This is a genomic window from Kineosporia sp. NBRC 101731, assembly GCF_030269305.1.
GTDB lineage: Bacteria > Actinomycetota > Actinomycetes > Actinomycetales > Kineosporiaceae > Kineosporia.
The window spans coordinates 802792-827654 of record NZ_BSTC01000001.1 but is presented as its reverse complement, the minus strand read 5'-3'; the positions used below and the strand labels follow the sequence as shown (position 1 = coordinate 827654).

Below are 24863 nucleotides of genomic sequence, written 5' to 3'. Positions count from 1 at the left end.
GGCACCTCAAACGTTGCGACGGTACTGACCGCCGACCTCGAAGAAGGCCTCGGTGATCTGGCCCAGGGAGCAGCAGCGTACGGCGTTCATCAACTCGTCGAACACATTGCCCCCGGCCGCCGCCGAGTGCTTGAGGGCGGCCAGGGCCGCGGGGGCTTCGTGCCGGTGCGCCTCATGGAACCGGTGCAGCCGGTCCAGCTGCGACTGCTTCTCCTGCTCGGTCGCCCGGATCAGGCCCTGGAGCCCCTGGCTCGCCGCCTCGTCCGGTCCGAGGAACGTGTTCACCCCGATCAACGGCAGCGATCCGTCGTGCTTGCGCTGCTCGTACAGCATCGACTCGTCCTGGATCCGGCCCCGCTGATACCCGGTCTCCATCGCGCCCAGCACCCCGCCGCGTTCACTGATGCGCTCGAACTCCGCCAGTACGGCCTCTTCGACCAAATCGGTGAGCTCGGTGACGATGTACGAGCCCTGGAGCGGGTTCTCGTTCATCGACAGGCCCCATTCGGCGTTGATGATCAGCTGGATCGCCAGGGCCCGGCGCACCGAGGCCTCGGTCGGAGTGGTCACCGCCTCGTCGTAGGCGTTGGTGTGCAACGAGTTCGCGTTGTCGTAGAGCGCGCAGAGGGCCTGCAGCGTGGTGCGGATGTCGTTGAAGTTCATCTCCTGCGCGTGCAGCGAGCGGCCCGAGGTCTGCACGTGATACTTGAGCTTCTGGCTGCGCTCACCCGCACCGTAGCGCTCCCGCATCGCCACCGCCCAGATCCGCCGGGCCACCCGTCCGAGCACCGTGTACTCGGCGTCCATACCGTTGCTGAAGAAGAACGACAGGTTCGGCGCGAAGTCGTCGATCGCCATACCTCGCGCGAGATAGCTTTCCACGTAGGTGAATCCGTTAGCCAGCGTGAACGCCAGCTGACTGATCGGGTTGGCCCCGGCCTCGGCGATGTGATACCCGCTGATCGAGACCGAGTAGAAATTGCGCACACCGTGGGCGATGAACCACTCCTGCACATCAGCCATGGCCCGCAGCGAGAACTCGGTGCTGAAGATGCAGGTGTTCTGGCCCTGATCCTCCTTGAGGATGTCGGCCTGAACGGTGCCGCGGACCGAGCTCAAGACTCTCTGACGGACGGCGGCCGGGTCTTCGTGCGGGTGTGCTGCCAGCTGCTGATCGATCGCCGCGTTCAGGAACATGGCCAGGATCGCCGGGGCCGGGCCGTTGATCGTCATCGAGACCGAGGTGGTGGGGTCGCAGAGGTCGAAGCCCTCGTACAGCTGGCGCATGTCGTCGAGCGTGGCGATGGAGACGCCGGAAGTGCCGACCTTGCCGTAGATGTCGGGCCGTAGGTCGGGGTCGCGGCCGTACAGGGTCACGGAGTCGAAGGCTGTGCTCAGCCGGGTCGCGGGCTGACCCTGCGCCAGCAGATGAAAGCGGCGGTTGGTGCGCCGGGCATCGCCTTCGCCGGCGAACATCCGGGCCGGCGACTCGGCATCCCGCTTGAACCGGAACACCCCGGCGGTGAAAGGGAAGACTCCCGGCAGGTTCTCCTCGCGCAGATACCGCACCAGATCGCCGTGGTCGGTGGTGCGAGGCAGGGCGACCCGGGGAATCTGGTTGCCCGAGAGCGTCAGCCGGCGCAGTTTCGTGCTCTGCGTGCGCCCCCGGACCTCGACCGCGAACTCCTCACCCGCGTACTGGCGCACGGTGTCGGGCCATTCGGTCAACTGATGGCGGACGTCGGTGGGCACCGAACGCTCGAATGCGTCGGCCTTCGCGGCAAGAACACTGTGTTCGTGATCATGCAAAACCTCCCCGGGGAGGTTTTGCATGATCACGGAGGATTGGAGTTCGCTGATCGCAGTCCGAAGGTGCTGGGCCTTTCTCGCCGCCTCCGCCACCTCTGCCGTCTCCCGGCGGTAATTCCTCACTGTCTCGACGATCTCGGCCAGGTATCGCACCCGTTCGGGCGGCACGACCGCGGCGGCCTGGGTCGACGTCCTGGCCGTCACCTCCGGCAGCACGCCCTCGGCCACGGGCAGACCCCTGGCCGCCAGCAGCCCGCGCAGGTGCTGGTAGAGGGCCGTCACGCCGTCGTCGTTGAACTGGGCCGCGCTGGTACCGAAGACGGGCATCCGGTCCCAGGGCACGCCGAACGCCTCGCGGTTGCGGGCGACCTGCTTGCTCGCGTCGCGCAGGGCGTCGAGCGCGCCGCGCCGCTCGAACTTGTTGATCGCCACCGCGTCGGCGAAGTCGAGCATGTCGATCTTCTCGAGCTGCGACGCGGCGCCGAACTCGGGCGTCATCACGTACAGCGACACGTCGGCGAGGTCGACGATGCCGGTGTCACCCTGCCCGATGCCCGGGGTCTCGACGATCACCAGGTCGTAACCCGCTGCCCGGCAGGCATTGATCACGTCGGGCAGGTGCTCGGGCACCTGGCCGCCGGCGCCCCGGGTGGCCAGGGAACGGAAGAAGGTGCGGCCGGGCTGCAGGGCGTTCATCCGGATCCGGTCGCCGAGCAGTGCGCCACCGCCCCGGCGCCGGGTGGGATCGACGGCGATCACGGCTACGCGGAGCTTGTCCTGCTGGTCGGTGCGCAGACGGCGGATCAGCTCGTCGGTGAGCGACGACTTGCCTGAGCCGCCGGTACCGGTGATGCCGAGCACCGGGGCCGGCCCCGCGCTCTCCCGTAGTGCAGCAAGCCAGGCCGCGTCGGCGTTTCCCGCCTCGATCACCGAGATCGCCCGGGCCAGCGCCGGATCCGACCCGGCCCGGAGCTCGTCGAGGTCCGGCGCCGTGCTCGTGAGGTCGCGGTCCGACGCCTGCACCACCGAGCTGATCATTCCCGCCAGGCCCAGTCGTTGCCCGTCGTCCGGCGAGAAGATCAGCACCCCCTTGGCCTTCAGCAGGGCGATCTCGTCGGGAACGATCACGCCACCGCCCCCGCCGAAGACCCGCACCTGCGGGGCACCTCGTTCGGCCAGCAGGTCTACCAGGTAGCCGAAGTACTCGACGTGGCCGCCCTGGTAGGAGCTGATCGCGATGCCGTGCACGTCTTCCTGGATCGCGGCCGCCACCACGGCATCCACGGAGCGGTCATGACCGAGATGGATCACCTCGCACCCCTGGGCCTGCAGGATGCGCCGCATGATGTTGATCGAGGCGTCGTGGCCGTCGAACAGGCTGGCCGCGGTGACGAACCGCACCGGACGTCTCTCCACCGTCGAGTCCGGCACTGTGCCGTGATCGCTGCCGTGGATCGTGCCCTGGTGGGCCGCGTGATCAGAGCTCGGCGTCGTCCGCAAGCCGTTGCTGTCGCCGTCCGGAACCGACATCCTGCGCCTCCCCGCTGAGACACTTGGACGTCCAACTATTTGACGCCCAAGTAAACGTTACTGCGGGAGGAACGTGCTGTCGATGAATGCAGTGTTCGCGACCGTCGGGCGGTTGTGCGCGGAGCGACCGCCGAACGGGTCCCAGTTGGCGCTGTGCCAGACGTTCTGCATGAACAGCGACGGGGTGTGCGGGATGCGCTCGGCCGGGCCGCGGTAGTCCCAGAGCACGACCTTCCGGTTCTGGTTGTCGAACGTGTAGAAGGTGATGCGGTCGGGCTGCCAGTCGAACTTGTAGGTGCGGAACTGCTTCGAGGCGTCGAAACCCGGGATCGGCTGAGTTTTCGCGGGCACGTTCTCGCCGGCCTGCGGGGTCTGGCAGCCGGTGCCGTACGACACGATGTAGCAGTTGTAAAGCACCTGTCCGGTGCGCACATTCACCACGCGCGAGATCGAGCGCAGGTTGTTCGAGGTCTCGCTGTAGTCGGTCCAGATCGTCATCCAGACCACGTCGGGCTGGGAGCAGAGGATCTCGAAGTCGATCTCGTTGTTGTCCGTGACGCCGTTGCCGTTGGTGTCGCTGTGGTCGCGTGAGTAGGTGAACGCCGCCGAGACCACACCCGGCGCGTTCTGGCCGGTGCAGTCGGCCGTCTTCATCCGGGTGCCGAAGGTGCCGTACCGGTAGGCCTTCGTGGTCTCGAAGCCGACACCACCCATCGGGCCGGCCTCCGGGTTGGCCGGCAGGGTCAGCTTGAGGGCCTTGCCGTCGGCCGTGCCCGGAACCCTGGTGGCCGTGGCGAGCCGCGTGTAGTCCGTGTTCGGGCGGATCAGGGTCGGCGCCAGGTCGGTCCAGCCGATCGTCCGAGTGGCGGACGAGGCGGACGAAGCAGCCAGGGCGGGCTGGGACACCAGCATCGTCACCAGGGCCGATGAAACCAGGGCGAGCGCCGCCCCACCGATCGTACGAACGCGTCCTGCGCGGAACACTCACCCTCCCTGGCTCGCCCCTGGCCCGGGAGGCGTGGTCTATATGGACTGTTCGGTAGAGCTTCAGTAGAGCCAGGTACCCGGGTCGTCAGCGAGGACGCACATCCAAGTAGACAGTCGCCCGCCCGCAGTAGTGGGACGCGTGGGTGCACCCCAACAGGCGATCGAGCCACTGAACCACCGCAGAAAACAGCGCGGATCTTGAACTTTTCGACGTCTGCGGCGGCCTCAGTTGTGGAAGCGACGTTCGGAGCTGCGCCACTCCGGCGGGAAACCCTCGCCGGGCACCTCGTGCGCCTGGTCTTCGGGCAGGGTGACCACCACACCGTTCGAGCGGTCGATCCGCAGCGGCACCCCGAACAAGGGCGGAGCCAGCCGGGCCGCGTCTTTCATGGTCTCGATCAGGTCGAACGGGATCCGCGCGACCGCGTGCTGGAAGGCCGCCTCGTGCTCGGCCCGGTCGGAGCCGTCGCGGGGCAGCGCCCAGCCGGCGAGAGCCCGGGTGAAACCCTGGTCGGTCGAGAGCAGGTGACGTGTCAGGCGGGTCGGGGCGACGGCGTAGACGAGGTCTTCGTGCACCGGCCGATCGGTGTTCGAGGACGACGCGGTCACCCCGGGCACGCCGGCGCGGGGGCCCGCGGGGCGCGGGCTGAGGTCGCGCATCAGCACCAGGCCGTCCAGGATCTTGGCCACCTCACCACCGGATCCGCGCAGCGTGGTCACCTGAAGCTGTGAGCCCGACTCGGTGATGGCGCTGCCGTCGCTGGTGAGCGAGTCACGCAGGGCGTCGAGCAGGATCTGGCGCACGACTTCGTCGTCCGGGGCCCCGGCCAGTTCCAGTGCCACCTGACAGACGGCCTCGTCGGCGAGCCGGTCTTCGAGGTCGATGTGCAGCAGTTTGATGCGGTGGGTGTTCCGGCTCAGCTGGTGCGGCTGTTCCTCCCGGGCCGGCGACCGGCGCGGTGTCCGCTCCGGAGGTTCGTTGGCCGGACTCAGCAGTACTCGCTCCCGCTGCCCCGGGATCGACCGTGGGGTCGTCGGGGCACCCCCGGCCAGCGACCCGTCCTCGTCCTCGGTCCCGGTCTCGGTCCCGGTCTTGTCGGACGAGCTCACCTCGTCACCCTGAACCGGGTCTTCCGGGGACGAGCCCTCGGCCGGCCCGGACGACGCGACCGATCCACCCAGGCTCTCGGCGACCGGGCGAGCGGCAGCGGCCCCTGAGACATCGGGTCGACGTCGGGCATCCCTGCTGTCGTCGCTGTCGTCATCGTCCGGGGTGCTTCCCCGGGACACGTCGGACTCGGCCAGGTCGGCAGCAGCGGCGATCTCGGCGGCAGTCTCGAGGGACTCGTCCGGCCCGTCGCTGTTCTCCCCAACCGAACGGGATGCCTGGTCGTCGTCCCGGTCACCCGGTGCGTAGTCCAGCGCGCCCTCGTCATCCGGGCCCACCTCGTCGCCGAGCCCGAAGAACGAGTACGGCTTCTCCGCCCAGCCGGCCGGGGTGTCGTGCGAGGTGCCGGAACGTTCCGGGTCGTCCTGCCCGGAAAGCTCTGACCGACCCGTCGATGCCCCGGGGGCCGGCGCTACCGAACCGGACCTGGGCACCGGGCCTTTCGCCCGGACCGGCAGCGGGTCAGCAACGCTTTCCCTGGGCTCCCGGGCGGAGTCGGCCGTTCCGGCCGACTGATCGGTGCCGGTGTCCGGGGCCGGATCTGCCTCGTTCTGGCCGGGTTCCGTGGTGTCCGGCTCAGGGGTCCTGGGCTGCGAGCGCCCCATGGCCTCCCGCAGGCTGGGCCGGTGAGGCCGGGCCTTGCGGGCATCCTGAACTGTTCGCGGAGGTTCGATCTTCGGCCGTTCGATGTCCTGACGATCGGCGTCCTGGCGATCAGCGTCGATCGCAGCACCCTCCGCCGCGGCCGCACTGAGTGCTGCCGCCGGGCCATGGTGTCCCGTGCCTTCAGATGCCTGATCAGCGGTGGCTGTTCGCGGATCGGAGGTCTCGTCCGCGCGAACTTCTGCGGCCCCGGTGGACACACCGGATGCGGGCTTGCGAGCCTCGTCCATCCGGGCCCGTGGCGTCTCGGGTGTCGCATTCTTTGTCGGCTCGGGTTTTTCGTTCATCCGGGCCCGTGTCGTCCCGGTGGGGGTGCCCGTCGTGGGCTTCGGCGTCTCGTTCGCCTCGTCAGGGTCCGAACCCGGTAGCACCTTGCGGGCCCGGTCCATCACCCGGCGCTTGGACTGCGACAGGAGCTGCGAGAGACGCGGCACCGGAAGATCGTCGTCGGGGCTGTCGGAGTCTTGGTAGGGATGTTTCGACGGGTCGTACGGCTCCTGACTGCGCCGGGCCGGGGGTGATGCCGGCCGGCGACGCAGGGCGCTGATCGGTGCGGGTGACGGCGTCGGGCCCTGGCCGGTAGAGGCCTCGGCCGCCTGCTCGTCCTCCTGGTCCAGTTCCTGGTCGGCCCGTCGGTCGTCATCATCCGCAGCCCCGAGCACCGGAACTCCACCGAGCTCCGAACGTCCCCCGGCCTTCGGCTTCGCGGGCGTCGGGAGCATCTGCGGAACGACGACCGGTCCGGCTTTCTCACCCAGCGGCGGTGAATCCGAGGAGGAAGCCGTGGCGGACCCCTGATCGATCTGAGGGGGCCCGGCCACTCGTTCCGGCTGCGACTGCATGCGGTCGCTCGACCGGGAGTCAGCATCGCGATCCGGCCTCGACTGGATCGCGGGACCCGAACCCGGCTCAGCACCGCGGCCCGACCTCAACTCGATCGCGGGACCCGAACCCGGCTCAGCACCGCGGCCCGACCTCGACTCGGCGGGGTCGGCCGACTCCGGCTCGGTCGAGCGAGCCACCGCGGGATCAAGGGTCTGACCCGGGACCGGCCCGGCCTCACTCGCGACCCCGGACCCGGAACCGGAACCGGAACCGGAACCGGAACCGGCCGAAGTATCCGCACACGAGCCGGACGGACGGCCGGGCACCGGCCCGACCTCGTTCCGATGCGGCTCAGTGGCGCGAAGTCGTTCCGGTTCGGCTCCGAGAACTCGTCCCGATTCGGCTCGGCGACTGTCGTCCAGCTCCGCCTTGCCTCGCGCTTCCTGGTCAGCCCGGCGCTGGTCTTCCAGTTCAGCCTTGCGTCGCGCCTCCTGGTCAGCCCGACGCTGGTCTTCCAGTTCAGCCTTGCGTCGCGCCTCCTGGTCAGCCCGACGCTGGTCTTCCAGTTCGGCCCAGCGCCGCCTGACCGGTTCGGGCTTTCGGCTCCCCACCGGCGCGGACGAACGAGGACCGTCCACCGCGGTCCGACGGCTCTCGTCCGACTCAGCCGGGCGCCGTTCTTCCGACCCAGTCCTGCGGTCTTCTCCGGACTCGAGGGGGGAACGCCCCGTCGGCTCGGCTCCGCGTTCGTCCACCGATTCAGATGGGCGACGCCTTTCCGGTTCCGGGGTGGAAGGTTCATCCGGTTCCGCGCCGCGGCGTCCGGCCAGAGCCCCGGCCACAGCTGCCGCAGCACCGGTGATCACGCCGGTCTTGCCCGGGCGGTCTGAGTGGTCTGGGCCGGCGCTGTCGTCGGCGTACGGCTGCGGGCTGCGACGCTCATCCTGCTCGTCGTTCCGGACGGTTGGCCGATCTGCTGGTTCGGGGCGCTGAGACGTATCGCTGTCCCGGGAGCTGACTACCCGATCACGCAGCGGTTCGGACGCCTCTGCCGCCCCCGACTTCCCCACACGACGTTGGGGCAGCGGCTGGGCATGCGTGATGTCGACGATGATGTCGGGCTGAGGGGTGTCGCGGGGAGCGGACTCCGTCGGGGCCGCGGGCTTGCCGACGCCGGACCGCTCGACACTCGGCTTCTCGACACCCGGCTTCTCGATACCCGACTGCTCGACACTGGGCTGCTCAGTACCCGGCCTCTCAACACCCGGGCGCTCAGTACCTTGCTGCTCGATGGCGGACCGCTCGGGGCCAGAGCTTTCGGCGGCGGTCGGATCGGCGCCAAACCGCTCCCGGCCGAGCTTGTCGATGCTTTGCGCCGGTGTCCCGGCTCGATCTGAGCTTGTTCCCGCGGCTGGATTCGCGGGCTCGCGACCTGTGAGCTCAGGGCGCCTGGGTTCACGGCGTCCGGACGGTTCCGGTCGCACGGACCCACGCTCGGCCGGGCCGGCTGGTGACTGCTGGGCAGAGCCGGCTGCCGACTGCTCGGTGGCTCCTGGGGCTGACTGCTCTTCCGGGCCGGACGACCTGAATCGGGAGAACGCAGCCGCGGCTCCGGCCATCAGACCGGCGAATCCGGCCTTACCGGTCCGGCCGGTCGGCCCGGTCCGGCCCGCCCCGGGCACCGGAGAAGCGTCCGGGGTTCTGGTCGTGCGGTGGTCCGGCTCCGGTGTCTTCGGACGTTTCTCGTCTGGAGGGCTCGAAGGATCGGTCAGGGCAGTGGGGTCGGTGGGCTCGGGGTTCCGCTGCCGGGCTACGGCTCCGGGGCCGATATTGATCGCACCGGTGGCCGGGCCACTGGCCCCCGGACCCATCGGGTCGGCTGTACCCGCACCCGTGACACCCGCCGCGGGTGCTCCCGTCGAACGATGTCCGGATACCCCGTCGCGCACCGATCCGGTGCGGTCGTCGTCCACTGACTCACCGGAGCCCGACCGATCGACAACCGGCCTGCGCGCGCCGGGTTCATCGTCGTGAGCAGGGCGTTCCGTTACTCGGGACTGCTCACCGGGAACGACTCCACGCCGGGGTTCGGGCTCTTCCCCGGGCGGCGCCCAATCGCCCTTGTGCCGCCACGAGTTCCCCGGGCCGCGACGCAACCGGGGGAGGCGGGACGCGTCCACAAATTTCTCTTCGTGCTCCACCACCCGGTCTTCGGGCTGCAATGTGATGCGCACGGGCAGGAGCCCCGAGAGCGACCCTTCGTCGGCCGCCCGGCTCAACTGCTCGTCGCGCCCGAGGGCGACCCGCGAGGCCGGGTTGGTCCGCAGCCCGTTGTAGCTACCGCGGAAGTAGGGCAGCAGACGACGCCAGAGCAGGAGCAGGGCCAGGATGACGCAGAACGTGGCCCCCACCTGCACCACAAGGAGCAACGCGTCGCCGATCGCCCCGAACAACCCACCGAGCGCATGCCCGATCGCCCGGATGGCCTGAATCGCGAGCGCAATCGCGACCAGCAAACCCACTGCATAGCCGACGAGGTTCATCGAGCCCTCCCGGCCTGCTCGACAGAACGCAGCACAATGACACGGATGGCTTGAACCCCATCCTCACAAGCACGAATGGAACTGTCGCTAGCCTAGCGTAACGGTGCCGTAGCTCCATCAATCAGACGATATGGATCTAACGGCGTGGTCGAGAACCAGAGAACCTGATCAGGGGCCCACTCGTCCACACCTGACCGGCGCGAAGTTGGCACAAATTCGTGGCAAAGTCGGCGGCAATTCCACCCACGAGTTAGGACTGCATCCGTGCCGACCCTGCTGCATCTCGACTCCTCCGCCGACCTGAAGAACTCCGTCAGCCGTGCCCTGACCGCCCGTTTCGCCACCGCCTGGACCGAGAACAGCACCGATCACCTGGTCGTGCGCCGCGACCTCCACCTCGACCCGCTGCCGCACCTGCCGACCAGCGCGCTGCACTGGGCGCCCCGGCTGCGGACCCCCGAGGAGGTCGTGCCCGCCGACGCCGAGCAGCTGCAGCAGGTCCTCATCAGCGAGCTGCTCAACGCGGACGTCGTGCTGATCGGCGCCCCGATGTACAACTGGAGCATGCCGTCCACGCTCAAGGCGTGGATCGACTACGTACACGTCGGCGGCGTCACCTCGTCCATCGACAGGCCCACCCAGCCGCTGGCGGGCAAGCCGGTGGTCGTGGTCTCCACCCGCGGGGCCGCGTACGGGGCGGGTGCACCGGGCGAGCCGATCGACCACGAGATCCCCAGCATCATCCAGTCCCTGGGGACCTCGATGGGTATGGACGTCACCGTGGTCACCACCCAGCTGACCCTGGCCACGCGTCTGCCGGCCCTGCACGAGTTCGCCGGCCAGGCCGCGGACGAGATGGAGAAGGCCGCCGCCGCGATGACCGACCTGGCCAAGAGCCTGGGCAACCGCTAGATCACCACTGGACCACCACGGAACCCGGCCCCTGACGCCGGGTCCCGATGCCTCCCGACGGCTCAGTGGATGAAGGGCAGCGCCACCGCCAGCACCGAGCCGAGCGTAGCCACGCTGAACGCCGCCACACCGACCACGGCCCGGCGCTGACGAGAACGACGACGTCCCCGCAGGTCACGACGGTGAGGTAACCCGTGCGGATCGGTGCGGGGCACCGATCGCTGACGCCTGCTGGAGGAGGCATGTCGCCCCAGAGGAGCCGGCATCGGCTCCACGGTCGGGTCGAGCAGGGACGGGATCCCGAAGTCGGCGGCCAGGTCTTCCAGCGCGCCGGGAGCACCCGCCGTCTGGAGCAGGTGCCGGTGCCGCGACGGCGCGGGCACTCCGACGTCGGGCGAATCGGGTACCTCGGGCGCAGTCCGTAGGGGCGCGGGCAGGTTCACCAGCTGGGTCACGTGGTACCCGGTGGCGTCCTCGCCCAGTTCGTGGAACTGACGCAGGTGACCGGCCACCTCACCGGCGTCCGGCCGCAGTGCGGGGTCGCTGTCGGTCATGGCCGTGAGCAGCCCGGCCAGTCCCGCGGGGATGTCGACGTCGATGCGCGGCGGGTTGTGCAGCCGGGCGACCGCCACGACCACCGGGTCACCGTCGAAGGCCGGCCGGCCGCTGAGCGCCTCGATGAGCACCAGCCCGAGCGAGTAGATGTCGCTGGACTCGCGGATCTCCTCTCCCCGCACCTGCTCCGGCGAGAGGTACCCGGCCGTGCCCATGGTCAGGCCGGTACCGGTGAGCCGCTCGGCACAGTCGAGGGCCCGGGCCACGCCGAAGTCACCGAGCTTGATCGTGCCGTCGTTGCCGAGGAGGACATTGCTGGGCTTGAGATCGCGGTGCACGATGCGCTGGGAGTGCACGTAGTCGAGGGCCTCGCCGAGACTCGCACCGACCAGGCTGACGTCGTGCGCGGACATCGGTTCCGGGCGGCATCGACGGCTCAGCGTCTCGCCCTCGACCAGTTCCATCGCGATGTACGGCTCGTCGCCGAGGGTCGCGGCGTCGTAGAGCGCCACGAGGCCCGGGTGATCCAGACCCGCCAGCGTGGCGGCCTCCGAGGTGAACCGGGCCCGGTTCACCTCGTCCTCCAACGCCATCTGGTGCAGCACCTTCAGCGCCACATCCTGCTGACGTGCACAGTCCCTGGCCCGGTAGACCAGGCCCATCCCGCCTTTACCGATCACGTCCCCGAGCGCGTACCGGCCGGCGAGCAAGGGGGGCTCAGGCTCAAGGGTGTCCTGCACGCTGCCTCCTCCGCGAGTCCGTCCGCGGTTGTCACTGTGCCGGTGATCGATGGGGACGGCACTTCGGGAGGTTCCCCGCCCCCCGACCGGGAGTCTGCCGGCGTCGGCGGTGAGGGAGCGGACCAGGACGTGCCTCCCGGTGCGGACGCATCGGGAGGCACGAACAGCATCGGTCGATGGTGCTCCGGCGACCTGGTGGTGGACTGGTGGTGGAAAAGCCTGTCAGTTCCCGGCGGCCTGGTACTGCTCGATCACGTGAGCAGGAATACGGCCCCGCTCAGAGAGTTCGTATCCGTTGCTCGCCGCCCAGGCCCGCACGGCGCGGTTGTCGACACCGGTCGAGACCCGCTTCAGAGCGGACTGTTTACGCCCCCCGACCCGGCGCGCGGCATCCTGCCACGGCGCGAAGGCCTTACGCAGGGCTGCTGCATTCTTCTTGGTCATATCGATCTCGTACTCGACACCATCGAGGCTGAAAGTCACGGTTTCGTCGGCCTGCTGCCCGGTCATGTCATCGAGCAGCTCAGTTACTGTCCTGGTCGCCATGGCTATATATTTTCGCTTTCCGACGGTCCCGTCAAAGCCTGACACATTTCAGTTCCCCCTCTTTTTCGGACTCCACCGAATTATCGGCCGGGCCCCAGAATGACGATTCCGCGACTGGCCACGTTGTCACGATGTTTTCCCCGGTTCCGCACTTGACCAGCGACCAGGAAAAGGGGGCCAGTGGAAACTCATTCGGTCGACTCAGCCGATTTCCTGAGCCCCGGACGGTACGGAAGGAGAGAAGTCCGCCAGTTCGGTCCATCACTTTCCGCGACTTGATTGTCACATCCGGCCATGACGGGCCGGTTTGACCGACAACCGGACGACCATAGACGGGGTAAAACCATCATTGACTTGCACGGACGTTCAAGTCTTGACTGGCGCCATGCGGGCATACCGACCGATCGCTGACCGGCGTCGACAACTCATCGACACCGGTCTGGCCATCGGCGAGAGGGAAGGCGTGGCTGCGGTGACCGCACGCCGGGTCGCCTCGGAGGCCGGTGTCTCCCTGGGCCTCGTCTCCTACTGCTTCGCCACCAAGGACGATCTGACGGTCGCCATGGCCCAGCGCATCGCCGAGGACACGGCCGAGGTGGCGGACGAACCACTCCAGCTCGCCCCGCGCGACTCCGTGCCCGAAGAGCGGTCCAGCGAATTGGAGCGGGCCCTGAACGCGGCCCTGAAACGGCTGTGGGACCTGCACGAGGCTGCTCCCGGGCGCCAGCTCCTGACCTACGAGATCACCACCCGGGCCCTGCGCGAGCCCCGGCTGAACGACGTGGCCCAGCTCCAGTACGACACCGCGGTGCGGTCGTGCGGCGGGGTGCTGCAACACGTGGCCGACCTGGTCGGCGCCACCTGGGACCGCGACGTGGAAGAGGTCTCGAGCCTGGCCGTGATGGCCATCGACGGCGCCACCCTGAGATGGCTGGTGGACAAGGATTCCGAGGCCGCCCTGCGAAGACTCAGCGACGTCGCCCGCATGCTCACCACCATGGCGCACTGACGCCCGGTCAGACCCCCCTCAGCGTGCTGCCGGCGGGCCCACTACCGGCTCGGTCAGCGGCTTTCCACCCCGCCCGGACGGGATGAAGAACGACAGCACCAGCGGTACGGCACTCAGCCCGACGATCCACCAGAACGTCGTGGCGAAGGCATCGACGGGCGCGGTCGCGTTGTTCAGCAGGCGCTGCAGGATCACGGCCACCACGGCCACGCCGAACGGCGCCCCGACCCGCTGCACCACACTGAAAGCGGCACTACCCCTCGGGATCTCGGCGTGGCTCAGGTTCGAGAACGCGAGCTCCATCACCGGGAAGGTGGTGGCGGCGAACCCCAGGCCCTGGGCGAACTGCGCGGCCAGCAGCCACGGCGTCGAAGCGGCCAGGGCGAACGGCACGGCGCCGAGCGCGGTCAGCAGCACCCCGCCGGCCACCACGAACCGACCGTCCAGGCGCTGGGCGGGAACCCGGACGACGAGGACGAAGAAGATCGTGCCGAGGCCCTGGGTGATGAGCAGGACACCGGTGTGCATCACCGACTCGCCCCGCACCTGCTGGTAATAGAGCGGAAGCAGGAACGACAGGGCGTAGGTGGAGAACCCGCCGGCGAAGGTGATCACGCTGCCGATCCCGAAACTGGGACGCGCGAACAGACGCACGTCGACGATGGCGGCACCGGGGGCCCGCAGTGAGTAGGTGACGAAGACCGCCAGCAGAGCGACACCGACGACGAGCGGACCCCAGGCGCCGTTCGCGGCGAAGCCCTGATCACCCGTGGCCTGGCTGATCCCCAGGGCCACGGCCACCACGCCGGGCGTGAGGAGCAGGAAACCGGGCAGGTCGAAACGGTGCCCCCGGTGACCGGGCTCGGTGGGCAGCATCATCGGGCCCACCACCAGGGCGACCAGACAGACCGGCACGTTCACGAAGAACAGCCAGTGCCAGCTCAGCGACTCGACGATGGCGCCACCCAGCACGTTGCCCAGCATCGGGCCGAGCAGGCCGGGCAGCGCGACCGCGGCCGTGGCCTTGCCCAGACGCTCCGGCCCGGCCGCCCGGGTGGCGATCGACATGGTGACCGGCATGACCATGCCGCCACCGGCCCCCTGCAGCACCCGGGCCACGATCAGCTGGTCGAGCGACCCGGCCAGACCACACAGCAGCGAGCCGGCACCGAACACCCCGATCGCCAGCAGCCAGGCGTTGCGCCCGCCGAAACGCTCCGACAGCCAGCCGCTGAGCGGGATCACCGAGACGAAGGCCAGCAGGTAGCCGGTCGAGACCCACTGCGTCTGTGACACCGAGGCGCCGAAAGTCAGGCGCAGGTGATCGAGAGCGATGTTGACGATCGTGGTGTCGAGCAGGGTGACGAACGCGCCGAGAGCGAGAACGGCGCTGATCAGTGTCAGTCGGTTGTCCGTGACCAACCCGGACCCGACCGCTCGGGCGTCATCGACGTCCACCATTTTGCTCATCCCCATACCTCCTTGACCTGCACCGATACTCAACGAACAGTGTTCGTGACAAACACCGTACGGCACGTACGCTGTTCGTTCAACGCCGAGGCCATATGCTGCGGGGATGGCAGAACGAGCACCGGTGAGCCGTCGGGAACGTCCGGCGAAGCCGGCTCTCAGTCAGGTCGCGATCGTGGATGCCGCGCTGGAACTGCTCGACGCGGAGGGCCTGGACGGCGTGAGCATGCGCCGGGTGGCCCAGAAGCTCGACACCGGCGCCGCCTCGCTCTACGTCTACGTGCGCAACCGCGAGGAGCTGATCGAGCTGCTCTGGGATCGGGTAGCCGGCGATATCGTGCTGCCCGCAGTCGATTCCGGCGACTGGCGGGAACGGTTGAGCCAGCTGGCCCTGACCTCGATCGAGACGCTGTCCCAGCACCGCGACCTGGCCTCGGCCAGCCCGATGATCACGCAGTCAGCCCTCGGGCCGAACTCTCTGAGACTGTCCGAGGCGATGCTGGGACTCCTCGCGGAAGGCGGTCTTTCGCGACGCGCGCGGGTCTGGGCCGGTGACCTGATCGCGCTGTACATCGCCTCGACCGCCTCGGAGGAGGCGATCCGCGCCGCCGGGAAGGACCCGGGGCAGGACGAGCGCACGATGCAGCACTTCCGGGCGCTGGATCCGCAGATGTACCCGCATCTTCACGACGTGGCCGAGGAGTTCACCACCCTCGGTGAGGAGAACCGCGAAGAGCGGCGGCGGTGGATGGTAGACACCTTGATCAGCGGTGTCCTCGCCACCACCGGTGACTGACGGAGCCGCCCCGGACCCCGCCCGCGCGCCACCGCTCGTCGACCGGTAGGCTTTGAGCCTGGTCAGAGGCCCATCTGAAGTGTCGGCGTCCGGGTGATCCGTCCCCGGCACAGCGGACCTCTCTCCCACTCCCCGGAGATGACTTGGGTCCTGCTCGGACTTCGATGACCCGTCACGGCCCTCGGGAGGACGAGAACAATGAACGGCGTTCAGCTACTGCTCGTGGTGATCGCGGCCATCGCGGTGACCGGACTGGCCCACCGAAAAGGGCTACAGCCTCCGTTGGTGGTGCTGGTCGTGGGGCTTGCCGCCTCGTTCATCCCCGGTATGCCGCAGCTCGAGCTCGAACCTCACATCATCCTCGGCATCGTCCTTCCCCCGCTGCTCTACTCCACGGCGCTGGACTTCTCGGTGCCCACCTTCGTGCAGAACATCCAGCCGATCCTGCGCCTGGGTGTCGTTCTGGTGCTGGTGACGGCGTTCGCGGTGGGCGGCGTCGCCTTCTACGCGGTGCCGGAGATGACCTTCGGTGCCGCCCTGGTGCTGGGCGCGGTGGTCGGGCCCCCCGACGCCGTGACCGCGGTGGCGATCGGGCGTTCGCTCGGCGTGCCGAACCGGGTGATGACGATCCTCACCGGAGAGAGCCTGATCAACGACGCCGCCGCGCTGACGCTGTTCAGCGTGGGGGTCGCCGCGGTCACCGGCAGCCACACCGTGGTCGACAACCCGGTGCTGTTCTTCGTCTACACCTCGGTCGTCGGCACCCTGGTCGGCCTGGTGCTGGCCGTGGTGGTGCTCTGGATCCGCAAGCGCCTGCACGATCCGGGTCTGGAGACGGTGCTCGGCCTGGTCGTGCCGTTCTCCGCCTACCTGCTGGCCGAGGAGCTGCACGGTTCCGGTGTGCTGGCCGTGGTGATGGCCGGCTTCTGGGTCGGGCACAACTCGACCACCTCCGGCTACGCCACCCGCCTGCAGGAACGTCAGCTCTGGAGCAGCATCGACGCCCTGCTCGAGGCCTTCGTCTTCGCCTACATGGGCCTGCAGATGAAGTTCATCATCGACGACGTGTTCACCACCCACCACGAGCCGGTCGGCCTGGTGCTCAGCGCTTCGCTGTTCGTCCTGCTCACGGTGATGGCCATCCGACCGGTGTGGATCTTCGCCTTCGCCAGTGGGAAGAAGCTCATCCGTCAGGGGCTGCGCACCGCTCCCGCACCGGAGAACCAGCGCATCGCCTCCGGGCTCAAACTGGCCACCGACAAGGCCGGCACCCGCGGCGCGACCTGGCAGACCAACGCTCTGCTCTCCTGGACCGGCATGCGGGGCGTGGTCACCCTGGCCGCCGCGGCCGGTGTTCCCGTGCTGACCGAGACCGGTGAGCCGTTCCCGGGCCGCTCGGTCATCCAGTTCACCGCGTTCGTGGTGGCCGTCGGCACCCTGCTCATCCAGGGCCTCACCCTGCCGATCCTGGTGAAGAAGCTGGACATCTCCAGCGAGGCCGAGCACGCCAAGGAGATGCAGGAACGCACCTACGCCCGGGAGGTGTCCCGGGCCGCCTCGCGTCAGGCGGTGAAGGACACGCTGGCCGATCCGCCGGACGGGTGTGATCCGGCTCTGCTGGAAGGCATCGCCGAGCGCTTCCGGCACGCCCAGGAGACCCGTGAAGACCTGCTCCCGGACGACGAGGACGATCCCGCCCTGCGGGAACTGGCCCGTAAAGACCTGACCCGGGGCGTGCGCCTGCTGCGTCAGCGCATGCTCACGGCCCAGCGCCAGGCGCTGATCGCCGAGCGCGACGCCGGCAACCTCGACGACGAGGTGCTGCGCGACCTGCTGGAACAGCTCGACTACGAAGAGGCCGCCACCGCGACGAGCTTCGCGGCGCGGATGTAGGCCGGTCTCAGCGAGTTTCAGCAGGTCTCAGGCGGGCAGGTCCACGGCCACCGTGGTGCCTCGACCCGGGGCGGAGTCGACGCGGATCGCACCGCGGTGCGCGTCGACCACCCCCTTCACCACGGCCAGGCCCAGTCCGGTGCCGGGAATGCCACGTTCCGTCGCCGACCGGGCGCGGAAGAATCGGGTGAAGAGCTTCGCCTGTTCCGCCTGCGAGATGCCGATGCCCTGGTCACGCACCTCCAGCCGCACTCCCATCGGGATCGCGGACACCTCCAGCACCACGACGTCCGGGTGGTGCCCAAGTGGGCGGGGGCCGGAACGCTCGGGCCGAGGGGAGAACTTCACGGCGTTGTCCAGCAGGTTCACCAGCATGCGTTCCAGTTGCGAGGGGTCGCCCATCACGACCGGCAGCCGATCGGCCAGCCGCACCTGGATCGTCAGACCGGCCTGACGGGCCGCCGGATCCACCGTGGCGACCGACGACTCCACCAGGTCGGGGAACGAGATGGCCTGGAACTGGCCCGATCCCGCCGGCCCGGCCTCGGTCCGGGAGAGCACCAGAAGATCTTCGAGCAAATGGAGGACGTTCGCACTGTTCCGGTCGATGATGTCCAGGAACCGGTGGTTGAGTTCGGGATCCATTCCCGGCCCGCCCTCGCGCAGCATCTCCACGTAGCCCCGCACCGAGGCCAGCGGGTTGCGTAGCTCGTGACTCACGGCGGCGAGGAAATCGGTCTTCATCCGGTCCATCTCGCGCAGCTGGTGATTGCCGGCCGCAAGTTGCTCGGCGCGGGACATGATGTCGGCCCGGGCCGCCCGCAGGTCGTGCTCCACCCGCTTCTGCTTCGTGATCTCGGTATAGATCGCTCCGATCCCGAAGATGTCGCCGTCGTCGTCGCTGATCGGGTAACGCACGCAGAGCAGGTTGCGCGCCCCCTCGGGCCCCCGGAACTCCTCCTCGCGCTCCACCACGATCGACGTGTGCAGGCAGCGGGCATCCAGTTCGGTCATCTCGCGGGCCTTCTCGGCCGGGAAGATCTCCGCGTCGATCTTGCCGAGCAGGCTGTGCGGGGCCATGTCGAAGAGCATCTCGAACTGCCGGTTGGCCAGCAGGTAGCGCCCGTCCACCGCCTTCACGCTGATCGCCGCCGGGGAGTTCTTCACCAGCCCGGCCAGGATCGCGGAGGTCTCCCGCTCGCGGCGCTGCGCCTCCCGCTTCTCGGCGGTGAGGCGGCGGGTCTCCAGAGCGTGTTCGATGGCCGGGCCGAGCCGGGCCAGACGGTCTTTCAGCAGATAGTCGACAGCGCCCAGGCGCAGCGACTTCACGCAGGTCTCCTCGTCCATGGCCCCACTGACCACGATCACCGGCACCTCGAGGTGCAGCTCGTTCAGGGTGGCCAGCACGGTCGGCGCGTCGAGACCGGGAAGCGAGTAGTCACAGAGAATCACGCCGGGCGGCGGATCGAGGGCGGCCAGCATCGTGTCCATACTGTCCACCCGGGTCCAGTCCGGGCCGAAGCCGGCGCGGACCAGTTCCGCCACCATCAGCTCCGCGTCAACCGGCTGGTCCTCGATGATGAGCAGCCGAAAACTCCTACTCACGAAACGCTTTCCCCCGTTTGATCCGATCCGGCCGCAGCAACCCGACCACACCCGCGACCACCTGTGCAAGCACGGTGAACCCCTCGTCCGTGTGTTGCGCCGGCGTCGTCGGTGCAGGCCAGGTCGTTGGACCGGCCGCCGGCGGACGCGGTGACCAGTAAACACCCGGTCACCGGATCGGCCGGGCCGAATCGCCGAACCAGGGTCGATGGACCACCCACCGCCCAACCTTTCGTGATCATGCAAATCCCCCAGCCTTCGGCCGGGAGGTGCCCCCACTCCCCAGAGTTCTAGAACTGTCATCGTGAGAGTTCTAGAACACCGGGGAGGTTTTGCATGATCACGGGAGAAAGGGGGGTTACTGCGCGGGGCGGCGTAGGGCCGGGGGTAGGTAGGCCGCGCCCGGGCCGGTCTGGGCCGCCAGGTCTTCGGCGTTGGAGATGCGGCAGCGGGCCAGGGAGAGACAGCCGCACCCGATGCAGGAGTCCAGCTTGTCGCGCAGGGCGGTGAGTGCCTCGATCTGCTCGTCCAGGCGCCGCGACCACGACCGCGAGATACCGGTCCAGTCGGCCTTGGTCGGGGTGCGGGCGGCGGGAAGGCGATCCATCGCGTCACGCACCTCTTCCAGCGAGAGACCGACGCTGCGGGCCGCCCGGATGAACGCCAGGCGGCGCAGCACCGCCCGCTCGTAGCGCCGCTGGCCCCCGGAGGTGCGGGTGGCCGAGATCAGACCCTCCCGCTCGTAGAAGCGCAGCGCCGAGGCGGCCAGGCCACTGCGCCGGGTCAGTTCGCCGATCGTGAGCAGCTGATCGGCCCGTGGCTTCTCGTCGGAAGTCATGCGATCAGGGTACTAGACCTGAAGTTGACTTCAACTAGCAAGATGTTGACGAAGCGAAAACCATTCGACATCGGGAGAAGACATGCCCGTCGCACTCATCACCGGTGCCTCCAGCGGTCTCGGCCAGGCCCTGACCACCGCCCTGTCCCAGGAGGGGTGGGAGGTCGTCGTCGATGCCCGGGGCGCCTCCCGGCTGGCCCACGCGGTCGGCGACCTGCCCCGCGTACACCTTCATCCGGGCGATGTGACCGATGCCCGCCACCGTCGCGAACTGCTCTCTGCCTGCACTGAGCTCGGCGGCCTCGACCTGCTCGTCAACAATGCCGGCGGGCTCGGCCCGAGTCCGCTGCCGTCACTGGCCGAGTTCCCGCTCAGCTCACTGGAAGACCTGTTCCGGGTCAACGTGATCGCACCGCTGGGACTGATCCAGCTCGCGGTGCCGGTGCTGGCCGAACGACACGGCACGATCGTCAACATCACCTCGGACGCGGCCAGTGCCGTCTACCCGGGCTGGGGAGGCTACGGTTCCACGAAGGCCGCGCTCGAGCAGATCAGCGCGGTGCTCGGCGCGGAGTGCACCGGCAGCGTCCGGGTTTACGCGTTCGACCCCGGAGACCTCCGAACGCCCATGCATCAAGCGGCCTTTCCGGACGAGGACATCTCCGACCGGCCGCTTCCGGAGACCGTGGCGCCGGCCCTCCTGCAGCTGATCGCACAGCGCCCGCCGAACGGGCGCTACCTGGCGTCCGCCGGGGAACACGTGGGGGCGACGGCATGAGCGCCATCACCTTCGCCCTTCCGCACGACGCCGAGGCGACCGAGCCGCCGGAGGCCCGGGGTATCGCCCGGGACCACGTCCGCCTCCTGGTGGCCGACCGGAACCAACTGCACGACACGACGTTCCACCGGATCGGCGACCACCTGCGTCCTGGCGACCTACTCGTGGTCAACACCTCCGCGACCCGGGCGGCAGCCCTCGACGGTGAGCACCACCGCCTCGGGCCGGTGGTCGTGCACCTGTCCACCGAACTACCCGACGGCGCGTGGGTGGTGGAGGTGCGCAGCGCCCCGGACGGCGCCGGGCAAGTACGGACGTGCGTGCCCGGCGACCGGATCCGGCTGGCCGGTGGACCGCAGGTCCGGCTGACGGCCCCGCACGGCCGCTCCGACCACCGCCACGGAACCCGGCTCTGGCGCACCGAGCCGCTCACCGGCGTCCCCTTGTTCCCCGCGGCCCGGCCGATCCGCTACGGCTACCTGAAGCACCCCTGGCCTCTGGAGAGTTACCAGACGGTGTTCGCCGACCCGCGCGATCCCGGCGCGAGCGCCGAGATGCCCAGTGCCGGGCGTCCGTTCACCAACGAGCTGGTGACCCGGCTGGTAACTGCGGGAATTCGGCTGGCCCCGATCACCCTGCACGCCGGGGTCTCGTCGCTGGAGACCGGTGAGGCACCCCCGGCCGAGCCCTATCGGGTGCCGGAATCGACCGCGGCCCTGGTGAACTGGACCCGCCGGACGGGTGGCCGCGTGGTCGCTGTGGGTACCACCGTCACCCGTGCGCTGGAGGCGGCCACCGGGCCGGACGGCCGAGTACGACCCGCGCGAGGGTGGACGGATCTGGTCATCTCGCCCGCCCGTCCGGTGCGCACGGTGGACGGCCTGATCACCGGCTGGCACGACCCGGAAGCCTCGCACCTGCTCATGCTCGAGGCCGTGGGCGGGGCGGAGTTGGTGCAGGCGGCGTACGAGCGGGCCGCGAGCAGCGGATACCGCTGGCACGAGTTCGGCGACAGCTGCCTGCTCCTGCCCTGAAAAACCGTTCGTGATCATGCAAAACCTCCCCAGAGTTCTAGAACTCTGGGGAGTGGGGGCACCTCCCGGCCGAAGGCTGGGGGATTTGCATGATCACGGCAAGGGTGGGCTAGCACTTGGGTGAGGGGCGGGCTGTTGCTAGTTCACCCTGTAGCCCATTCGGGCTTACGTCGATGCGGTGGGGAGTCGGGAGGCAGGTTGCCCTCCGGCGGTAAACCGTCGTACGACCGAGGAGACCGACATGAGCAGCATCGTCGTTGTGGACGACGACTCCGACATCCGGGGTCTGCTGGAATTCAAGCTGTCTGCGGCCGGTCACACGGTGACCGCCGAGGCCGACGGGGAGGCCGGACTGGCCGCCATCATGGACGTCCGACCGGACGTCGTGGTGCTGGACTGGATGATGCCGCGCATGAGCGGCATCGAGGTCTGCCTGGAACTGCGCAAAGACCCATCGATGGCCGACATCCCGGTGCTCTTCCTCACCGCGAAGGCCCAGGAGTCAGACGTCCAGCGGGGTTTTGCCGCCGGCGGCAACGACTACGTGATCAAACCCTTCAGTCCGCGCGAGCTGTCCAGCCGGATCGACGCGCTGCTGGCCCGGACCCCGAGGTGAGTACCGAGGCGGTCCTTCTGGTCGCCGCGACTCTCAACCTGGCCCTGATCATCGGGCTCTCCCTGAGCACGGCCCTGCTGAAGGCCCGCCGCGAACGCCGCGCCAAGCATCATGAGGAGGAGCTGGCCCAGCTCCGGCCGGTGATGATGCGGTACCTGGCCACCTGGGAGGACGGCGATGCGCACGACCTCGCCGACATGCTCATCGGGTACCACGGCGTCACCACCTCGTTCGAGGAACTGGTGGCGGGCCTGCTGCCGAAGCTGCGGGGTGCCGACCGGAGTGTTCTGGTCGACATCCTGCGGCGACGCGGCACGATCGACGCGGCCCGGCAGAACACGTCGTCACGGGTCGCCGTGCGGCGGTACCGCGCCGTCGAGCTGCTCGGCGCGGCCGGGGTCGGTGAAGGGGTCCCGGAGGCGGCGAAGCTGCTGGCCGACCACAGCACCGATGTGCGGCTCGCCGCCGTGCGGGCTCTGGGCCGGATCGGCACCGGTGAGGCCGGCACCGCCCTGCTGGAGCACCTGGACTCCGAGGTGGGGCAGAAGTACCCGCTTCCGCCCCACCCGGTGACCATGGCGCTGCTGCGCATCGGGGCCGACGCCACCCAGGCGCTGACCCAGGCGCTGAACGCGGAACAGGTCGAGGTCCGCACCATCGCCGCGGAGGTGCTCGGTGTGCTGGGTGTCTACCCCGCGGTGTCCGAGCTGCAGATCCGGATGCGGGTCGATCCCAGTGTCTCGGTGCGACTCGGCGCCACCCACGCCCTCGGTCGTCTCAGCCTGCCCAGCTCGGTCGACGACCTGACCGCGATGCTGCGCACGGAGGAGGACGTCGAGGTCCTCGCCGCGGCGTGCACCGCACTCGGCCGGATCATCGATCCGGCCTCCATGCCCGAGCTGGAACAGGCGGTCGCACATCCGCACCCCACCGTCCGGGTGGCTGCCGCCATGGCTCTGGTGCCGTTCGGGGAGACCGGTCTCGACCGGCTGCGCGAGATTGCGCAGCGGGACGCCGAGGGTGGTGACGCGGCCCGGGAGGTCCTTGCGAGGAACTCGATCGCCACGAACACCACGCCGCTGATCTCGCTGTAGAGGGGCCACTCATGAGAGATTTCCTGGAATCCGCCGTCATCGGGTTCAACTCGTTCGTCATCATCTATTTCCTGGCACTGAACTCGCTCTACCTGGTGATCGTGCTGATCGCGTCCCGGGCGCAGCGGCGCGCCCAGCGGATGTCGTCGGAGACGGCCCTGGAAGACCTGTTCGCCAACCCGCTGACTCCCGGCGTGTCGGTCCTCGTCCCCGCCTACAACGAGGAACCGAGCATCGTGTCGAGCGTGCACTCGATCCTCGACCTGCGGTACCCCCAGCTCGAGGTGGTGATCGTCGACGACGGTTCCACCGACGGCACCTTCGATGTTCTCCAGGAGGAGTTCGAGCTCCAGCCCAGCACCCGGGTCGCAGCCGGTGTGGTGGAGACCGTGGGCACGGTGAACTCCGTGCACATCTCCCGGGACGGCCAGATCGTGGTCATCCGCAAGGAGAACGCCCGTCGCCGCGGTGACGCCCTGAACGTCGCGCTGGAGTACTCCCGCTATCCGCTGGTCTGCATGATCGACGCCGACTCGGTGCTGGAGAAGGATGCACTGATGCACGTGGTGCGGCCCTTCGTCGACGACCCGGAACGAGTGGCCGCCACCGGCGGCGCCATTCGCCCGATCAACGGCTGTCCCACCGAGCGCGGCATGATTCTCGAGAAGCGCCTCCCGAAGGCCTGGGCACCCCGCATCCAGGTGGTCGAGTACTTGCGCTCGTTCCTGCTCGGCCGGGTCGGCTGGTCGGCGTTCAACGGCCTGATGATCATCTCTGGCGCGTTCGGCCTGTTCCGTCGCGACCTGGTGCAGCAGATCGGTGGCCTGACCGCCGACTCGCTGGCCGAGGACGCCGACCTGGTGAACAGCCTGCATCACCGACTGCGTCACGAGAAGCAGGACTACCGGATTGTTTTCGTACCGCACCCGGTGTGCTGGACCGAGGTTCCGGAGAACCTGAAAATTCTCGGCCGGCAGCGTCGCCGGTGGTCGCACGGTCTGCTCGAGGTGCTGTGGCGCTTCCGCGGCATGATCGCCAACCCCCGCTACGGCCGGATGGGCCTGCTGGTGCTGCCGTACTACGTGGTCTTCGAGCTGCTCACGCCGGTCGTGGAGATCCTCGGCCTGATCTGCCTCCCCCTCGGGATCGCTTTCGGCATCCTGAACTGGCAGGCGGCCGTGCTCTACGCGCTGGTGGCCATCGGCTACGGCATCCTGCTCTCGGTCGTCGCGATCGTGGTCGACGACCTGTCGTACCAGACCTACCGCCGCTGGAAGGATCTCGGCATCCTGCTGGTCGCCGCCTTCCTGGAGAACTTCGGATTCCGTCAGCTGCACGCCTTCTGGCGTCTGCGGGGTCTGTGGTCGGGCATCCGCGGCTCGAACGCGGCCTGGGGTGAGATGCCCCGGGTCGGATTCAAGGAGACGAGCGGGGCATCGGCCAGTTGAGCGG

General features: G+C 68.8%; 17 protein-coding genes. 9 read left to right on the top strand and 8 right to left on the bottom strand.

Features of this window, described 5'->3' with window-relative positions; genetic code table 11:
• Positions 1 to 6: 6 nt before the first annotated feature.
• From icmF to QSK05_RS03545, 3 genes are all read right to left on the bottom strand, one after another.
• Complete coding sequence (gene icmF, locus QSK05_RS03555) at positions 7 to 3339, bottom strand: fused isobutyryl-CoA mutase/GTPase IcmF (RefSeq protein ID WP_285593845.1); 3333 nt, start codon at positions 3337 to 3339, stop codon at positions 7 to 9.
• 57 nt (positions 3340 to 3396) lie between these two features.
• Entirely contained in the window at positions 3397 to 4323 is a 927-nt protein-coding gene (locus tag QSK05_RS03550) for a glycoside hydrolase family 16 protein (protein WP_285593843.1), read from the bottom strand.
• A 228-nt stretch (positions 4324 to 4551) separates the two neighbouring features.
• Positions 4552 to 9525: a hypothetical protein gene (locus QSK05_RS03545; protein ID WP_285593838.1), complete on the bottom strand. Its 4974-nt coding sequence runs from the start codon at positions 9523 to 9525 to the stop codon at positions 4552 to 4554.
• A 264-nt stretch (positions 9526 to 9789) separates the two neighbouring features.
• On the opposite strand from QSK05_RS03545, the gene QSK05_RS03540 reads away from it, so the two are divergent.
• Positions 9790 to 10437: an FMN-dependent NADH-azoreductase gene (locus QSK05_RS03540; RefSeq protein WP_285593836.1), complete on the top strand. Its 648-nt coding sequence runs from the start codon at positions 9790 to 9792 to the stop codon at positions 10435 to 10437.
• A 62-nt stretch (positions 10438 to 10499) separates the two neighbouring features.
• On the opposite strand, the gene QSK05_RS03535 is transcribed toward QSK05_RS03540, so the two are convergent.
• A complete protein-coding gene (locus tag QSK05_RS03535) occupies positions 10500 to 11732 on the bottom strand; it encodes a serine/threonine-protein kinase (protein ID WP_285593834.1) in 1233 nt (410 codons plus the stop codon).
• Positions 11733 to 11954: 222 nt separating this feature from the next.
• Positions 11955 to 12278, bottom strand: a complete 324-nt coding sequence (locus QSK05_RS03530; protein WP_285593832.1) for a histone-like nucleoid-structuring protein Lsr2 — start codon at positions 12276 to 12278, stop codon at positions 11955 to 11957.
• Between the two features lie 385 nt (positions 12279 to 12663).
• On the opposite strand from QSK05_RS03530, the gene QSK05_RS03525 reads away from it, so the two are divergent.
• Positions 12664 to 13287, top strand: coding sequence for a TetR/AcrR family transcriptional regulator (locus tag QSK05_RS03525; RefSeq protein WP_285593830.1), 624 nt, complete (start codon positions 12664 to 12666; stop codon positions 13285 to 13287).
• An 18-nt stretch (positions 13288 to 13305) separates the two neighbouring features.
• Here QSK05_RS03525 and QSK05_RS03520 read toward each other — a convergent pair whose 3' ends face one another.
• Positions 13306 to 14757: an MDR family MFS transporter gene (locus QSK05_RS03520; protein WP_285593828.1), complete on the bottom strand. Its 1452-nt coding sequence runs from the start codon at positions 14755 to 14757 to the stop codon at positions 13306 to 13308.
• Between the two features lie 106 nt (positions 14758 to 14863).
• On the opposite strand from QSK05_RS03520, the gene QSK05_RS03515 reads away from it, so the two are divergent.
• Together QSK05_RS03515 and QSK05_RS03510 are read left to right on the top strand one after the other, a co-directional pair.
• Positions 14864 to 15553 (top strand): TetR/AcrR family transcriptional regulator, encoded by a 690-nt coding sequence (locus QSK05_RS03515; protein ID WP_285593827.1) that lies wholly within the window; start codon positions 14864 to 14866, stop codon positions 15551 to 15553.
• 198 nt (positions 15554 to 15751) lie between these two features.
• On the top strand, positions 15752 to 17446 hold the full coding sequence (locus tag QSK05_RS03510) for a cation:proton antiporter (RefSeq protein WP_285593825.1): 1695 nt from the start codon (positions 15752 to 15754) through the stop codon (positions 17444 to 17446).
• Positions 17447 to 17473: 27 nt separating this feature from the next.
• Here the strand turns inward: QSK05_RS03510 and QSK05_RS03505 are convergent, their stop codons facing one another.
• Both QSK05_RS03505 and soxR read right to left on the bottom strand, forming a co-directional pair.
• Positions 17474 to 19051 carry a sensor histidine kinase gene (locus QSK05_RS03505; protein WP_285593823.1) on the bottom strand — a complete coding sequence of 526 codons (1578 nt, stop codon included), beginning with the start codon at positions 19049 to 19051 and terminating at the stop codon, positions 17474 to 17476.
• Between the two features lie 358 nt (positions 19052 to 19409).
• The gene (soxR, locus tag QSK05_RS03500) at positions 19410 to 19889 is read right to left on the bottom strand and encodes a redox-sensitive transcriptional activator SoxR (protein WP_285593821.1); all 480 of its coding nucleotides are present in this window, start codon (positions 19887 to 19889) and stop codon (positions 19410 to 19412) included.
• Positions 19890 to 19971: 82 nt separating this feature from the next.
• Between soxR and QSK05_RS03495 the strand changes: the two genes are divergently transcribed.
• The 5 genes from QSK05_RS03495 (at position 19972) to QSK05_RS03475 (ending at position 24859) form a co-directional block, all read left to right on the top strand.
• Positions 19972 to 20667 carry an SDR family NAD(P)-dependent oxidoreductase gene (locus QSK05_RS03495; protein WP_285593819.1) on the top strand — a complete coding sequence of 232 codons (696 nt, stop codon included), beginning with the start codon at positions 19972 to 19974 and terminating at the stop codon, positions 20665 to 20667.
• Positions 20664 to 21701 carry an S-adenosylmethionine:tRNA ribosyltransferase-isomerase gene (locus QSK05_RS03490; RefSeq protein ID WP_285593817.1) on the top strand — a complete coding sequence of 346 codons (1038 nt, stop codon included), beginning with the start codon at positions 20664 to 20666 and terminating at the stop codon, positions 21699 to 21701. Before QSK05_RS03495 ends, QSK05_RS03490 begins: the two co-directional genes overlap by 4 nt.
• Before the next feature lie 241 nt (positions 21702 to 21942).
• Positions 21943 to 22317, top strand: a complete 375-nt coding sequence (locus QSK05_RS03485) for a response regulator transcription factor (protein ID WP_232808297.1) — start codon at positions 21943 to 21945, stop codon at positions 22315 to 22317.
• Positions 22314 to 23411 (top strand): HEAT repeat domain-containing protein, encoded by a 1098-nt coding sequence (locus QSK05_RS03480; protein WP_285593812.1) that lies wholly within the window; start codon positions 22314 to 22316, stop codon positions 23409 to 23411. The genes QSK05_RS03485 and QSK05_RS03480 overlap by 4 nt, the downstream gene beginning before the upstream one ends.
• 11 nt (positions 23412 to 23422) lie before the next feature.
• Entirely contained in the window at positions 23423 to 24859 is a 1437-nt protein-coding gene (locus tag QSK05_RS03475; protein ID WP_285593810.1) for a glycosyltransferase family 2 protein, read from the top strand.
• Positions 24860 to 24863 lie beyond the last annotated feature (4 nt).